15 protein-coding genes are annotated in these 13,172 nt (G+C 60.1%); 6 read left to right on the forward strand and 9 right to left on the reverse strand.

Translation table 11 applies throughout. From position 1 onward, the window contains the following. The first annotated feature begins 92 nt into the window (after nt 1-92). The 3 genes from AC0IYN_RS02925 (at nt 93) to AC0IYN_RS02935 (ending at nt 2,169) form a co-directional block, all read left to right on the forward strand. Nucleotides 93-971: an SMP-30/gluconolactonase/LRE family protein gene (locus AC0IYN_RS02925; RefSeq protein WP_471840481.1), complete on the forward strand. Its 879-nt coding sequence runs from the start codon at nt 93-95 to the stop codon at nt 969-971. A 520-nt stretch (nt 972-1,491) separates the two neighbouring features. Continuing rightward, the gene (locus AC0IYN_RS02930) at nt 1,492-1,794 is read left to right on the forward strand and encodes a type II toxin-antitoxin system HigB family toxin (RefSeq protein ID WP_471840482.1); all 303 of its coding nucleotides are present in this window, start codon (nt 1,492-1,494) and stop codon (nt 1,792-1,794) included. A 3-nt stretch (nt 1,795-1,797) separates the two neighbouring features. Then, nucleotides 1,798-2,169, forward strand: a complete 372-nt coding sequence (locus AC0IYN_RS02935) for a helix-turn-helix domain-containing protein (RefSeq protein ID WP_078050878.1) — start codon at nt 1,798-1,800, stop codon at nt 2,167-2,169. 78 nt (nt 2,170-2,247) lie between these two features. Here the strand turns inward: AC0IYN_RS02935 and AC0IYN_RS02940 are convergent, their stop codons facing one another. Genes AC0IYN_RS02940 through AC0IYN_RS02950 form a run of 3 tightly spaced genes read right to left on the reverse strand, consistent with a single transcriptional unit; the run spans nt 2,248 to nt 5,845 of the window. Continuing rightward, nucleotides 2,248-3,270 (reverse strand): histone deacetylase family protein, encoded by a 1,023-nt coding sequence (locus AC0IYN_RS02940; protein ID WP_471840484.1) that lies wholly within the window; start codon nt 3,268-3,270, stop codon nt 2,248-2,250. A 12-nt stretch (nt 3,271-3,282) separates the two neighbouring features. Continuing rightward, the gene (locus AC0IYN_RS02945) at nt 3,283-4,512 is read right to left on the reverse strand and encodes a Zn-dependent hydrolase (RefSeq protein ID WP_471840486.1); all 1,230 of its coding nucleotides are present in this window, start codon (nt 4,510-4,512) and stop codon (nt 3,283-3,285) included. 13 nt (nt 4,513-4,525) lie between these two features. Continuing rightward, entirely contained in the window at nt 4,526-5,845 is a 1,320-nt protein-coding gene (locus AC0IYN_RS02950; RefSeq protein WP_406598120.1) for an MFS transporter, read from the reverse strand. A 158-nt stretch (nt 5,846-6,003) separates the two neighbouring features. On the opposite strand from AC0IYN_RS02950, the gene AC0IYN_RS02955 reads away from it, so the two are divergent. Next, nucleotides 6,004-6,942, forward strand: a complete 939-nt coding sequence (locus AC0IYN_RS02955; RefSeq protein WP_406598119.1) for a LysR family transcriptional regulator — start codon at nt 6,004-6,006, stop codon at nt 6,940-6,942. On the opposite strand, the gene AC0IYN_RS02960 is transcribed toward AC0IYN_RS02955, so the two are convergent. The 5 genes from AC0IYN_RS02960 to AC0IYN_RS02980 all read right to left on the reverse strand — a co-directional run bounded on the left by AC0IYN_RS02960 (nt 6,931) and on the right by AC0IYN_RS02980 (nt 9,819). Then, nucleotides 6,931-7,698, reverse strand: a complete 768-nt coding sequence (locus AC0IYN_RS02960) for an anti-sigma factor family protein (protein WP_406598118.1) — start codon at nt 7,696-7,698, stop codon at nt 6,931-6,933. The genes AC0IYN_RS02955 and AC0IYN_RS02960 overlap by 12 nt on opposite strands. After that, nucleotides 7,695-8,192 carry an RNA polymerase sigma factor gene (locus AC0IYN_RS02965; protein ID WP_406598117.1) on the reverse strand — a complete coding sequence of 166 codons (498 nt, stop codon included), beginning with the start codon at nt 8,190-8,192 and terminating at the stop codon, nt 7,695-7,697. Before AC0IYN_RS02965 ends, AC0IYN_RS02960 begins: the two co-directional genes overlap by 4 nt. Before the next feature lie 60 nt (nt 8,193-8,252). Then, the gene (locus tag AC0IYN_RS02970; protein WP_406598116.1) at nt 8,253-8,804 is read right to left on the reverse strand and encodes a tetratricopeptide repeat protein; all 552 of its coding nucleotides are present in this window, start codon (nt 8,802-8,804) and stop codon (nt 8,253-8,255) included. 34 nt (nt 8,805-8,838) lie between these two features. Further along, the gene (locus AC0IYN_RS02975) at nt 8,839-9,396 is read right to left on the reverse strand and encodes a cytochrome b (protein WP_368945355.1); all 558 of its coding nucleotides are present in this window, start codon (nt 9,394-9,396) and stop codon (nt 8,839-8,841) included. Between the two features lie 168 nt (nt 9,397-9,564). Then, entirely contained in the window at nt 9,565-9,819 is a 255-nt protein-coding gene (locus AC0IYN_RS02980; RefSeq protein ID WP_099492545.1) for a hypothetical protein, read from the reverse strand. 282 nt (nt 9,820-10,101) lie between these two features. Here AC0IYN_RS02980 and AC0IYN_RS02985 point away from each other — a divergent pair, with 282 nt between their 5' ends. Next, entirely contained in the window at nt 10,102-11,328 is a 1,227-nt protein-coding gene (locus AC0IYN_RS02985; protein WP_078047359.1) for an MFS transporter, read from the forward strand. 265 nt (nt 11,329-11,593) lie between these two features. On the opposite strand, the gene deoC is transcribed toward AC0IYN_RS02985, so the two are convergent. Continuing rightward, on the reverse strand, nt 11,594-12,277 hold the full coding sequence (gene deoC, locus AC0IYN_RS02990) for a deoxyribose-phosphate aldolase (protein ID WP_078047357.1): 684 nt from the start codon (nt 12,275-12,277) through the stop codon (nt 11,594-11,596). 114 nt (nt 12,278-12,391) lie between these two features. On the opposite strand from deoC, the gene deoR reads away from it, so the two are divergent. Further along, nucleotides 12,392-13,162 carry a DNA-binding transcriptional repressor DeoR gene (deoR, locus tag AC0IYN_RS02995; RefSeq protein WP_471840489.1) on the forward strand — a complete coding sequence of 257 codons (771 nt, stop codon included), beginning with the start codon at nt 12,392-12,394 and terminating at the stop codon, nt 13,160-13,162. The last annotated feature ends 10 nt before the right edge of the window (nt 13,163-13,172 follow it).

Raw genomic sequence — 13,172 nt, forward strand, 5'->3', positions numbered from 1 at the left:
ATAAAGGGGACAGCGGGTTTCCCACACGTGAAGTTCTTCGGCAAGCTTGGTAGGGTGGTCGGCGTTTTTTCCCCGGCTACTGGCAATCATCGATGACCCTCTCTTCCAAAAAACACCCGGCACTGCGATTTGGCCTGCGCGCAGCAGGCCTGCTATGCGTCGCGACCCTGGGCTTTTTTGCCTGGCAAAGTTACTACCCCGTCCGTGCCGCCGACGGTTGGACTGTGCAGGTGGTGCATCGCGATGTCCAGAAAGCCGCCTCGCTGCTGCCCATGGCGGACGGCTCGCTGGTGGTCAGCCAGGAACTCGACAAGGCCAAGGGCAGCATCGTGCGCATCCACCCGGACGGCACCCGCGACGTGGTGGTGGCCAGCCTGTCCAAGCCCGACGGTCTGTTTGCCACCCGTGGCGGCTGGGTCTTCAGCCAGGAGTCCGCCGCCCTGCCCGTGAGCTTCTTCAAGGACGGCGTCGTCACCGAACTCTTCCAAGGTGAGAGTGTGCAGGGCCTGTGGGATGACGGCGATTACTTGTATGCCATCGAAGACCGCAAGCCCTTCGGGCGATTGCTGCGCTATCGCTGGAGCGACCAGACCTTGAGCGTGTTGCGCGACCAGGTGGAGGAAGGCGAATCCATCGTTCGCTGTACTGACGGGCGGATGCTCTACAACGAAAAGAACAAAGGTGTCGTGCGTGAACTCAGCGCAGACGGCAGCGACCCGGTGGTGCTGAGCCACCTCAACCAGCCGAGCTTTTTGATGTGCGACGAGCGCGGGCTGTGGGTCAATGAAGACGCCACCCATCGGGCGCGGTTGTTGCTGATTGATAAGCAAGGGCGCCAGCGGACGATTCTGTCATTCCTGAAAGCACCACAGTCGATCGTGCCGACGGGCCAGGGGACTTACTTGCTGGCCGAAGGCGGGAGAAACCGAGTGTTGGAACTGGTACCCGATAAACACACGGCATCACCGTGAAGCACGCGCCAACTTGAGCCGCGCCAGTGCCTTGTACGGACCGGGAAACGAGAAGTCATAAAAATCAGTCAGTTAGTTAGGCCATCGGCGGGCATAACTTTTCCTGACGACAATACTGAGAGCCTCGAAGCATTGCTTTCATAGAGGTCATACATGGAAAAAGCCATACTAGCTGCGCTATCAATTTCTTGCCTGACCGGTTGCCTCGGCGCGCAGTTATCAGTTCCAGGCAACAACCATTACGTCGCAAACCATCAAAACCCACCCGCAAGAACCTGGTGCGGCATGACCCTTTGGATCGGAATACCTATACCCCTGAAGCTCCCTGTCTGTAGCACACGCCCCTCCCCCTCCCCACTTTACGCCTGTGGTCCTCTCATGTTCCTGGGCCCCCTCGTACATGGTTACGAGGGGAATTTCCTATGCGGAAAATTTCGTTCATAGCACCGCCGCAGTTGGAAACAATCGATATCGATACCACCCGCTTGCATAAGTCCCACCACGGGACTAGGATCAGCCCATGAGAATTATTGCGATCAGCCAAGTCAAAGCGTTCTGGCAAAAATACCCGGACGCGGAACAGCCACTGCTGGCTTGGATTGACGAGGCAAAGAACGCCAACTGGTCAACACCAGCAGCCATCAAAGAACAATTTCGCCATGCCAGCGTTCTCAAGAGTCGAAGAGTCGTCTTCAATATCAAGGGTCATGACTACCGGCTCGTCGCCGCCGTGGCCTACCGCTACGGCGCGCTGTATATCAAATTCATCGGCACGCATAAGCAATACGACATGATTGACGCTGATACCGTTGAAGCGGAGTAACCCATGAACATTCGACCTATTCACACCGAACAGGACTACAAGGACGCGCTTAAATCTGTCTCAGCGCTATTCGACAATGAACCTGAGCCCGGCACGCCGGAAGGTGATTATTTTGATGTAATGATCACGTTGATCGAGGCGTACGAGGCGAAGCATTTTCCGGTTGACCTGCCCAACCCAGTCGACGCTATCCGTTTCCGGATGGAACAGTCAGGCCTTTCAGCCTCCGACCTGGTCCCCGCCATAGGCCGTCAGAATCGGGTTTATGAAGTGCTGAATGGAAAACGAGCACTGACCCTGCCCATGATCTGGAAACTGCATGAGATGTTTGGAATCCCGGCCCAGAGTCTGATCAGACCGGTGAAGCCTGCCTGAACAGCAAGCCAGCAGATTCTGTCACCTCACCCACCAAAGCCTGCAGAACGCTGAGTTCGGCAGGCTTTGCGTTTCTGGCTACACCCAGGCCTGCGGCCCACTGAAAAACGCCCGCGCATTACTGTCCAGCGTCTCCAGGTGGTACCCGCCCTCCTGCACGACCACACAGGGCAGTCCCAGCCCGCGAATGCTTTCGCCCAACCGCGCAAACCCTTCGCGGGTGACCGCGACTTTACTCTGTGGGTCCAGTTCGTAGATATCAAACCCCAGCGACAGCACCAGTACGTCCGCCGAAAAGTCCTTCACCGCCGCCAGGGCCAGTTGCAGCTTTTCGAAGAACACCGCCTCGCTGGCACCGTGGGGCATGGGCAGGTTGAGGTTGAAGCCTTCACCCGCCGCGCTGCCGCGTTCTTCGGCAAAGCCGGCGACACCCGGATAGAAGTTGGTGGGGTCACCGTGGATCGACACATACAGCACATCATCGCGGTCATAGAAAATTTCCTGGATGCCCTGGCCGTGGTGCATGTCGGTGTCGAGCACGGCAACGCGCTGGTAGCCTTCGCGCAAGGCCTGGGCGGCCACTGCTGCGTTGTTGATGTAGCAGAAACCTCCCGCTGCATCAAAGCGGGCGTGATGGCCGGGTGGACGACACAGCGCATAAGCGGCCGGGGCACCCTCGAGGATGTCCTTGGCGGCCGCGACGGCGCTCTGGGCTGACCAGTAGGCCGAGCGCCAGGTGAGTTCTCCGATGGGGCAACTGCCGTCCGCCAGGTACCGCGCAGCCTGGGCGAGTATGCCGCGCAGGGCGTTGGGCTCGCGCACGAAGATGTTGGACATGACTTCGTCGCCCCAGTCTTCGGGGACTTCCTTCCAGCGTTGGTAGGCCTCCTGGAGGAAAGCCAGGTAAGGCGCGCCATGCACGGCCAGCAGTGGGTCGAGACCATGGTCCTGGGGTTGCTGGATATCGAAGCCCAGGGTTTGCGCGGCCAGCAGCAGGTTGCGGGCGCGCTCGGGGACTTCCTGTGGCGTGCGCATCTGGCCACGGGAGTAGTAGCTGCGCGGATGGTGCAGAAGTTGTTCGGGGTGGAAAAACGTTCGCATCAAAAAGTCTCCTTACTGAGCCTGGCCGGCGCGTTTCAATACGGCGTTGAGCAATACGTCGGTGCCCTGGCGCACATCCTCGGGCAGTACATCTTCGGCTTCATTGTGACTAAGGCCGCCGACGCACGGGATGAAGATCATCGCGGTCGGGCAGTAACGCGCCAGGTGGATGGCATCATGGCCGGCGCCACTGACGATGCGCTGCTGGCTGTAGCCCAGGGTGTCCACCGAGGTTTGCACGCAGGCGACGCACTCGGCGTCGAAGGGCGTAGCCGGACTGATCCAGTGCGGGGTCACCGTCACGGTCAGGCCGCGTTGCTCGGCGATGGCCTGCACCTGTTGGCGCACCTGGCGCTCCATGGCGTCGATCTCACTGTCGCGATGATGACGCAGGTCGACGGTGAAACTCAGCAACCCTGGAATGGTGTTGCGCGACGATTTGGCGATGCTCAATTCGCCGACGGTGGTCAGGCCTTCCGGGGCAAAGTCCGCTGCCAGCGTTTCCAGCGCCTGGATCATTTGCGCGGCGCCATACAACGCATCTTTACGCAGCGGCATCGGCGTTGTGCCGGCGTGGGCCGCCATGCCTTCGACGCGTACATCCAGCCAGCGAATTGCCTGGCCACCGGTGACCACGCCGATGCTCTTGGCATTGTCTTCAAGGATCGGACCTTGCTCGATGTGCGCTTCGAAATACGCATCCACCGCACCCCCCAATGGGCGTGAACCGTTGTAGCCCGTCACGCGCAATGCCTCGGCCACACTGACGCCAGCGGCATCGACAGTGGCCAGGGCCTTGTCCAGCGCCAGGGTGCCGGTGAACACCGCGGAGCCCAGCATGGCCGGGGTGAAACGGGCGCCCTCTTCGTTGGTCCACACGGCAATCTCCAGGGGTTTGCAGGTCTGGATACCTTGGTCGTCGAGGCTGCGGATCACCTCCAGGCCAGCCAGCACCCCGTAGACACCATCGAAGCGCCCGCCCTCGGGCTGCGTGTCGAGGTGGCTGCCGATCATCACCGGCGCCGCGTCTTTATCCGTTCCGGCACGCCGGGCGAACAGATTGCCGATGGCGTCGACGCTCAGGGTCAACCCAGCGGTTGTGCACCAGTGGCTGAACAGTTCACGACCGGCTTTGTCTTCGGCACTCAAGGCCAGGCGGCAACTGCCACCGCGTGCCGTGGCGCCAATTTCGGCCATGGCCATCAGGCTGGCCCACAGGCGCTCGCCGTTGATCTTCAACATTGCAGACTCTCCATCAAACGCTATGGGCCATCTCAAGACGGTGAGCGGTGGCGTGGCGGCGCGACAACGCCAGTACGCACACCAGCGAGACCGCCGCGATCAGGCTGTAAAACACTGCCATCGGCCACCATTGGCCTTGGTATTCATGGGCCAGCCAGGTGCCGATCAACGGCGTGAGGCCACCGGCCAGCGCGCCGCATACCTGGTACGCCAGGGAGATCGCGGTGTAGCGCACACGGGTTTCAAACAGGCCGCTGACGAAGCCGGCAATCACCGCGTAAAACGACGCCATGCACACCACTGCCAGGGCAATGCCGAGGATGATCAAGGGGGCCTGGCCACTGCTGACCAGCACGAACATCGGGTAAGGCGAGGCCATGGCCAGCACCGTCATCGCGCACAGGAAGCGCGTGGCACCGACCTTCTCTGCCACCCAGGCGGCCAGGGGCTGGACGCAGAACTGAATAATGGCAACGAAGAACAGGCATTCCAGAATCAGCGAGCGCGGCAGGCCCAATTGCTGAGTGCTGTAGGCAATCATGAAGGTATTGGTGAAATACACGCCGGCGATGCCCAAGGTATTTGCGCCGATGCACAGCAGCAACGGCCGCCAGGCGGTTTTCAGCACCTCGATCACTGGGGCCTGGTCTTGCTTGATCGCCCGCGCTTTTTCCGCCAGGGCTTTGTCTTCGAGAAACTCAGGCGACTCATTCACGCCCAGGCGAATCGCCAGGCCGACCACCAACAGCAAGGCACTGGCGAGGAACGGCACGCGCCAGCCCCAACTAAGCAAATCTTCTTCCGGCAGGCGGGTGACCGCACTGAAGGCAAGCAGCGACAGGATCAACCCCGCCGGGCTGCCCAACTGCGCGAAGGAGGCAAAGAAGTTACGCCGACCTTTCGGTGCATGCTCACCGGCCATCAACACCGCCCCGCCCCACTCGCCGCCGACGGCAATGCCCTGCACCACGCGCAACAGGATCAGCAGCACCGGCGCGGCGGCACCGATCTGGGCGTAGGTCGGTAGCAGACCAATGCAGACAGTGACCACCCCCATCATCACCAGGGTAATCACCAAGGATTTCTTGCGCCCGATCCGATCGCCGATATGCCCGAACACAATGCCGCCCAATGGCCGGGCGAAGAAGCCCACGGCAAAGGTGCCGAACGCGGCCATGGTGCTGAACAGTTTGTCTTCGGAGGGGAAAAACAGTTGGCCAAACACCAGCGCGGCGGCGGTGGCGTAGATGTAAAAGTCGTACCACTCGATCATGGTGCCGATAAAAGCGGCGGCCGCAGCACGGCGAGGCTGGGGCGAAGCGGAAGGCTTCATGGGGCTGGCTCCTTTGTTTATTTTTTTGGCAGGAGAAAGGTCGAACGCATGCGCTCTGATGGCGCTTGTCGAGGGTGATTTTTCGTCCCGGGGCTATGATTAGTCAATTTTCTATTTATTATTCGAATTATAAATCCTGCTTATTATTGAGCTGCGCCATGTCCGAAACCCGTCGCGATATCCACCCGTTGCTCAACGACCGCCTGGACTGGAACCTGCTGCGCACCTTTCGCGTGATCGGCCAGGAACTGAGCATCAGCCGCGCGGCCGCCCGCCTGCACCTTACCCAGCCAGCGATCAGCCAAGCCCTCAAGCGCCTGGAAGAACAACTCGACTGCCAGCTCATCGTCCGCCGTGGTCCACGCTTTGTACTCACTGAAGCCGGCGAGCAGATCTTTGCGATTGCCGGCGAGATGTACGGCCAGGTGTCGCAGATGAGCAATGCCCTGCAAAAACCGGGTGATGAAGTGATCGGCAAGGTGCGTTTGCTGATGATCAGCCGGATCAACTCGGACACCTTCGATGACTTCCTGGCAGGCTTTCACCGCGAGCATCCACGGGTAGACCTGGAGGTCGAGGTGATGCGCAGCTCGGACATCGTCGCCGCCCTCCTGGAGAAAACCGCGACCCTGGGTTTAAGCCTCAACCGCCGACCACAGCCGCGCCTGGAGCAGCACCTGTTTTTGCGTCAGCGCTACGCGTTTTTTTGCGGGCGGCACCATCCACTGTTCGGGCGCACCGGCTTGGCGGAGGGGGATCTGCAGTCGGAGAACTTCGTGAGTTTCACCAGCGACCAGATTGGCGGGATGCTGTCGCCCTTGACGATTTTCCGCGATCAACAAGGGTTCAGTGGGCGGATCGTTGCATCGTCCTCAAGCCTGGAGGAAGTGCGGCGCCTGGTGATTGCCGGATTTGGCCTGGGCTGTTTGCCGATCCATGTGGTGGCGGAAGACGTGAAGAACGGCCTGCTGTGGCGCCTGCCGCCAGATGAGGGGATTGCGGACGTGGATATTCATCTGCTGTGGAATCGGGAACAGAAGATGAGTCGGGCGGAAGGCATGTTTATCGACAGCCTCAGAGGACGGTTAGCCGAGTAAGGTTTCCTCTACCCTGTGCGCCATGATTTGCAGGTCTTCGATCGGGTTCCTGCCGATCAGCATGAAACCATGGGAGACGCTGGACCAATACACGACATTCATGCCGCGTCGCTGCTCCGTCGCCAGGGTCGCCGGGCCTCTCTTGCTGGCGGTGATACACAACGCCAATGGACCGTAGCGCGGGTCCAGATAGGTCAATTGGCCAATCAGCACACCGTCATAATCAAGGATCTGTGCACGCCGGAATTGCGCACCGGGCAGGTCAACGACCCCAGGAGACAACGGCAAGCCCAATTGCGCGCCCACCGAACTCAGTTGCGCGAGGTAGGTGGCCGGATCGGCACTGAGATTTTCCAGGGTCTGCGGTGTATACAACGCCATGTATTGTGCGACCGAAGCGCGCCAACCCTGGTCAGACTCTGCGCGGGGCCAGGCCATGAACAGACGGTCGGCGGCTATGCCGGCTACCCCGAAGCTTGCGGCAATCGCAAGGAAACGGCGCCGACTCAGGGCTGGGATTTCTGCCGGTGGCAAGGTGTTGAGCATCGCCTGCAGACGCTCGGTTGGCGCTTGGTCCAGTAGGCTGTCGAACGCGGCCTTGTACGGCATATCCGCGCACTGCAATGCCTCCAGGCGCGCAGCGACCGCAGGCTGAGTGCGGACCTGGTCGGCGATCAACCGGCGTTGATCAGCGTCCAGCTCATCATCCAGATAAGCCACCAACAGCTCATCGGAGGGTAGGTGTGTGTGGGTCATCGCCGTTCTCCGCTGGATTTTTCGGCCTGGGCTTTTGCAGGTGCCGCCTCGGCAAGCCTGGCGCGCGCAGCCGCGAGCCGGCTCATGACCGTACCCACCGGAATATGCAGGACATCGGCAATTTCCTTGTAAGAAAGCCCTTCGACATAGGCCAGAAAAACCGTTTCCCGCTGCGCTTCAGGCAACCCGTTGACGCGTTTGATCACCTGCGCGGCCAGCACCTGATCCTGGGCCTGGCTTTCGCCATCGAACGACAACGCCTGCTCTGCCTCCACAAAGCCCTGCCCTTGGCGAACCCGCTGTGAACGCAGTTCGTTGAGCCAGATCGAATGCATGATAGCCAGCAGCCAACGGTCCAACCGTGTGCCGTCAGCGAACTGACTGGCACGCTCCAGCGCTCGCACGCAGGTGGCCTGCACCAGATCTTCGGCCACGTGCTTTTGTCGCGACAACACCCACCCATATCGCCATAGACGCGGCAACAGCAGGCCCAACTCGCGACGAAACTCAGCCTCTCTGTCGATGGCTGCCCCCTGCTGGCTCACGCATCGGTTTCAAGCCTGCGGGGCGGCGGCGATGGCTTCGGCCAAGTCTTCGTACTCTTCGCAGGTCGTGCTGCACAAGGCCTTGATCTTCAGCAATTGCTCTTGTGCCAAATCGACTCGGCCCTTGATCACGTAGGCCTCCCCCAAGTACTCGCGAACCTGGGCGTAGTTGGGGTCGAGCGCGACCGATTTCAGGTAATAACCGATGCCTTCATCGGTGCGCCCCAGTTTGCGCGTGGCGTAACCGCGATAATTGAGGGCCTTGGCGGTGTTCGGGTTTTGCAGGGTGTCGAGCAGGGTTAGGGCCTCGTCGTAGCGCCCGTCCTTGGCCAAGCGATAGGCGTAGTCGGTACGGTCGGCGTCCGAAGTGGCTTTGCTGGTTTGCAGCACGCATTTTCCGGTCTTGGTGTCCCAAACCTGGCCTTTGGGGCAGTTGGGCTTGGGCGGTGCTGACTCATCACCGGATGCGTGGGCTTGACCGGCAAGTAACGCGGCAGCCAGGCACGCGCCGAAGAACCGCGCAGCACGGTAAGAGACGGGGTGTTCGTGGCGGTGACTCATGATTGTCATGCTCCGTAGCGATAGGTAGGAAACATCACTTTTGAAACACATTGCGTGAACCCGGCAGCATTCGGCGCAACGTGCTGTCGCCCATGACAAAGTGATGCCAGAGCGCAGCCATCGCATGCAGGCCTGCCAGCAGGATAATCGCCCAGGCCACAGTGTTATGCAGGCCGCCAAGGGTGCCCCGCCCGTCGTGATCGATCACAAAGGGCGCAGGAACAGGGAACAGCCCGAAAAAGTTAAAGGGTTCACCTTGAGCCCAGCGAAACAGGAAGCCCAACGCAATCTGCACCAGCAACAACAGGTACAGACAACCATGCGCCATTTTCGCCAGCAGGTTAAGCGCTGGGTGACTGTCGGCCTTCGGGCGATTGCCGCCGAACACACGCCACACAATCCGTACGACGATCAACAATGCCATGGCTATGCCAAGGGAAATATGCACCGATTGCAGGCCCTTGCGCAGCGGCGTGCCCTTCTCCAGGTTTTCCCAGATATGCGCACTGGCAAACATGAAGATCACCACGGCAGCGGTGAGCCAGTGGAAGGTGCGGGTCAGGCGGTCGTAGCGGTCGGCAGCGTGGTTCATGGGCGTTTCCTGGGTGGTCTGTGAGGTGAACACCGCAGTCCCGGAGATTATTCGGTAGGCGCGAATAATTTATGCACACCCGCCATGGCAAACCCCACGCCTGGACACGAAAAAGCCCTGTAGCTTGATTCGCCACAAGGCCTTTCTATTTATTGGCGGCGCTTTAACTCAGTGTCCTCGCTCTTTATTGGCTTGGGAAAGGACCGACGCGGCCAGCGCTTTGGTGTCTTCGCTGTATTTATCACTGCCCAGCACCTTGCCTGCTATTTCCTCCATCTCGGCGCTTGTCTGTTTGTCAGTGCCTTTCTGCGCCAACGCTGAAGCAGCGAGGCTTTTAGCGATGGCAGAAGACGCTGGGCTGTTGAGGGTTTCCGCCGCCAATGTCGCGACCTTGACGGAGGTTTTCTTCGTATTCTTGCTCATGACGCAATTCCTTTGCGGTGGGAGGCGCCCGATCTTGAGCGCTACCACAAAGTAATAAGTTGCCGGCGGACCAGCAATGCACGGCCTGTAGGCAACGTTTGCGCAGTTCGTGTGAAAGATCACCGGGTCAGGTAGTGCGGTCTAGAGCGTTGCATCGATTGCACTGATGATTACTATCGAACCGAGCGCCTGCCCGATTTTCAGTATCGGTTCCTATAATCGGCTCCAAATTCCCTTCCCTTCGCCTGGCTTCAGGCGACGTTCATCCTGGAACCCAACTCCATGCCAAGTGCCAGCCAGGCCCCTAGCGGCCTTCCCGAACATAATCAACAGAGTGTCAAACAGCAGTGGTTGGCGATCCTCTCGGTTGCCGTGGGTGCTTTCGCCCTGGTGACCAGTGAGTTTCTCCCTGTGGGCGTACTCAATGACGTCGCCAGCGACCTGGGTATCAGCGCTGGCCACGCCGGCCTGATGGTGACCCTGCCCGGCATCATGGCGGCCCTCGCCGCCCCCCTGCTGTCCGTCAGCATTGGCGCCATGGACCGTCGCTACCTGCTGATCGGCCTGACGCTGATCATGATCATCGCCAACTCGGTCGTGGCCTTCGCCAGCGACTTCAGCCTGCTGCTGTTTGGCCGCGTACTGCTGGGCATCAGCATCGGTGGTTTCTGGGCGACAGCCATCGCCCTCAGCGGCCGCCTGGCCCCCAAGGGCGTCGACGTAGCCAAGGCCACCTCGATCATCATGATGGGGGTGACCCTGGCCACCGTACTGGGCGTGCCCGTCGGCACCTGGCTCAGTGGCCTGATGGGCTGGCGCATGACGTTCCTGGTCACCGCGCTGGTGGGCGTACCGGTGCTGCTGGCGCAGATCTTCCTGCTTCCCCGCCTTGATCCGGAAAAGGCGATTCGCGTCAGCGACCTGCCCGCCTTGTTTATCAACCCGCAAGCGCGGGTCGGGTTGATCGCCGTGTTGCTGATCGGCCTGGCGCACTTTGCCGCGTACACCTATGTCGCGCCGTTCTTCAAATACAGCTCCGGCTTCGATGGCCCGACGATTGGCTCACTGTTGCTGCTCTTTGGCGTGGCCGGGGTGTTCGGTAATATCTTTGCCGGTTTCGCCGCCAACCGAAGCGTACGCCACACCCTGTTGCTGGTCGCCCTGATGATCGGCACCAGCACCGCGCTGTTCCCCTACTTCGCCACCGGCATGACCGGCGCAGCGATGCTGATCGGCCTATGGGGCTTCGCCTTCGGCGCCTTCCCGGCCTGCGCCAGCATCTGGATGTTCGTGGTAGCGCCCAAGGATGTGGAGCGCGGCATGCCGCTGTTCGTTGCCCTGTTCCAGGTGATCATTGCCTTGGGTTCATTCTTTGGCGGACGCATCGTCGATCAGATGGGTAGCGCGGTGCTGCTGAGCTTGGCCACGGCGTTGGTGGGCGCCGGGTTTGTGACAGTGCTGGTGCTGGGCCGTAAGGTGAGTAACAGCTTGGTGGCTCAGCCTGCCTGATCCAACCGCACTCACTAAAAAGCCTGCTGAGCATTGCGCCCAGCAGGCTTTTTCAGTTTCAGGGCAGTGCATCATTTGCCTGGGTTATCAACCAGGGAATTGCACCCGAGCACAGAATCAGGTTTAACCCCGACTTGGCCGTGCGGGACTGGGGCTGGCCCAGGCCCTGGATTACGGCACCGCAATCGGCGTGAACTGTGCCGCCGAAAAAGCAGCCGAAGCTCCTTTTTTCAAACATTGCCAGACCTCGTGTGCGCTGGCGAAATCAGTAACCCGCCGCTTCCGCAGGCTTGCCACTGACAATGCTCACCCCCGAGCTGGTGCCCAGGCGGGTGGCACCGGCTTCGATCATGGCCACTGCGGTCGCGTAATCGCGCACCCCGCCCGACGCCTTGACCCCCATCTGCGGGCCGACGATACGGCGCATCAGGGCAATATCTCCGGCGGTGGCGCCATGATGGCTAAAGCCGGTCGAGGTCTTGACGAAGGCCACCCCCAGTTCACGGCAAATTTCGCAGGCGCGGATCTTTTGTTCCTCGTCCAACAGGCAGGTTTCGAGGATCACTTTCAGCGGCACCGAACCGCACGCTTGATGCACCCTGGCGATGTCGTCACGCACCGTATCCAACAGGCCCTCGCGCAACGCGCCAATATTGAGCACCATGTCGATCTCGCCCGCACCCACTGCAATTGCCTGTTGGGCTTCGAAGGCTTTACTCTCGCTCAGCCCGGCGCCCAGCGGGAACCCGACCACCGCGCAGACCTTGACCTTTTGCCCACTGAGCAATTGCGCGGCATAAGGCACCTGGCCCGAGTTCACGCAGACGGAATAGAACCCGTATTCCTGCGCTTCTTTGCATAACGCTGCGATCTGTTGCCGCGTTGCGTCGGGCGCCAGCAACGTGTGGTCGATAAACTGTGCAAGTGCTGCGGGTGTGATTGAGGTCATGAAATCCGTTCCTGGTGAAGGAGCACGATGGGCGCAGCTGTGAGAAAGCACGCCCAAAAGATGTGACTATAATACCAATAAATGATGTAATTACAACATAACCAGCCGACCGGAATGCCTGTGGAAAGCAAACAATCAGAACGCATCAAACTGATCCAACAAGCCCTGCAGGACCAAAAGGCGATCCACCTGCGGGAAATGGCCGCATTACTGGAAGTCTCGGAAATGACCCTGCGCCGGGACTTGAACCGTCACCCGGACAAGTTCCACCTGCTCGGCGGGCATATCACCCTCACCTTCGACCCGGCGGACGCGCCTGACTACAAGGTTACGGAGCAAGGCACTCGGCATGTGGAAGAGAAACGCCGTATCGGCAAGCTCGCGGCCGCGTTTGTCAAAAGTGGCGACACGGTGTTCTTCGACTGCGGCACCACTGTGCCTTTTGTGATTGATTTCATTCCCGATGAGCTGGAGTTCACGGCGGTCTGCAATTCGCTGAACGTGCTGCTCAAGCTGCAACAGAAGCCCAACTGCACTATCGTCCTGTGTGGCGGCACCTTTCATCGCAAGAACCAAGTGTTCGACCATGCCGACGAGAGCAGCATCCTCGACAGCGTGCGTTTGACCTGGGCCTTCATTTCGGCCGCAGGCATCAGCGAGACCTTCGGTGTCACCTGCTTCAACTTCAATGAAGTGGCGGTCAAACAGAAGGTTTTGCGCCAGGCCCAACACACCCTGTTGCTGGCCGATCACAGCAAGTTCGACGTTGTGCGCACCGCGCATTTCGCCACCCTCGAACAGTTCAATGTGGTGGTCTCCGACAAGAAGCTGCCCAAAGCGTACCGTGAACTGATCACCCAATATGGCGCGCAATGGGTGGTGTGACCACCCTTGC

The organism is Pseudomonas sp. AC112, from assembly GCF_979253545.1.

Excerpts from the sequence above, each read along its gene's own strand:
- AC0IYN_RS02925 (WP_471840481.1), top strand. The coding sequence starts at position 93 with ATGACCCTCTCTTCCAAAAAACACCCGGCACTGCGATTTGGCCTGCGC.
- AC0IYN_RS02930 (WP_471840482.1), top strand. The coding sequence starts at position 1,492 with ATGAGAATTATTGCGATCAGCCAAGTCAAAGCGTTCTGGCAAAAATAC.
- AC0IYN_RS02935 (WP_078050878.1), top strand. The coding sequence starts at position 1,798 with ATGAACATTCGACCTATTCACACCGAACAGGACTACAAGGACGCGCTT.
- AC0IYN_RS02940 (WP_471840484.1), bottom strand. The coding sequence starts at position 3,270 with ATGCGAACGTTTTTCCACCCCGAACAACTTCTGCACCATCCGCGCAGC.
- AC0IYN_RS02945 (WP_471840486.1), bottom strand. The coding sequence starts at position 4,512 with ATGTTGAAGATCAACGGCGAGCGCCTGTGGGCCAGCCTGATGGCCATG.
- AC0IYN_RS02950 (WP_406598120.1), bottom strand. The coding sequence starts at position 5,845 with ATGAAGCCTTCCGCTTCGCCCCAGCCTCGCCGTGCTGCGGCCGCCGCT.
- AC0IYN_RS02955 (WP_406598119.1), top strand. The coding sequence starts at position 6,004 with ATGTCCGAAACCCGTCGCGATATCCACCCGTTGCTCAACGACCGCCTG.
- AC0IYN_RS02960 (WP_406598118.1), bottom strand. The coding sequence starts at position 7,698 with ATGACCCACACACACCTACCCTCCGATGAGCTGTTGGTGGCTTATCTG.
- AC0IYN_RS02970 (WP_406598116.1), bottom strand. The coding sequence starts at position 8,804 with ATGAGTCACCGCCACGAACACCCCGTCTCTTACCGTGCTGCGCGGTTC.
- AC0IYN_RS02975 (WP_368945355.1), bottom strand. The coding sequence starts at position 9,396 with ATGAACCACGCTGCCGACCGCTACGACCGCCTGACCCGCACCTTCCAC.
- AC0IYN_RS02980 (WP_099492545.1), bottom strand. The coding sequence starts at position 9,819 with ATGAGCAAGAATACGAAGAAAACCTCCGTCAAGGTCGCGACATTGGCG.
- AC0IYN_RS02985 (WP_078047359.1), top strand. The coding sequence starts at position 10,102 with ATGCCAAGTGCCAGCCAGGCCCCTAGCGGCCTTCCCGAACATAATCAA.
- deoC (WP_078047357.1), bottom strand. The coding sequence starts at position 12,277 with ATGACCTCAATCACACCCGCAGCACTTGCACAGTTTATCGACCACACG.
- deoR (WP_471840489.1), top strand. The coding sequence starts at position 12,392 with ATGCCTGTGGAAAGCAAACAATCAGAACGCATCAAACTGATCCAACAA.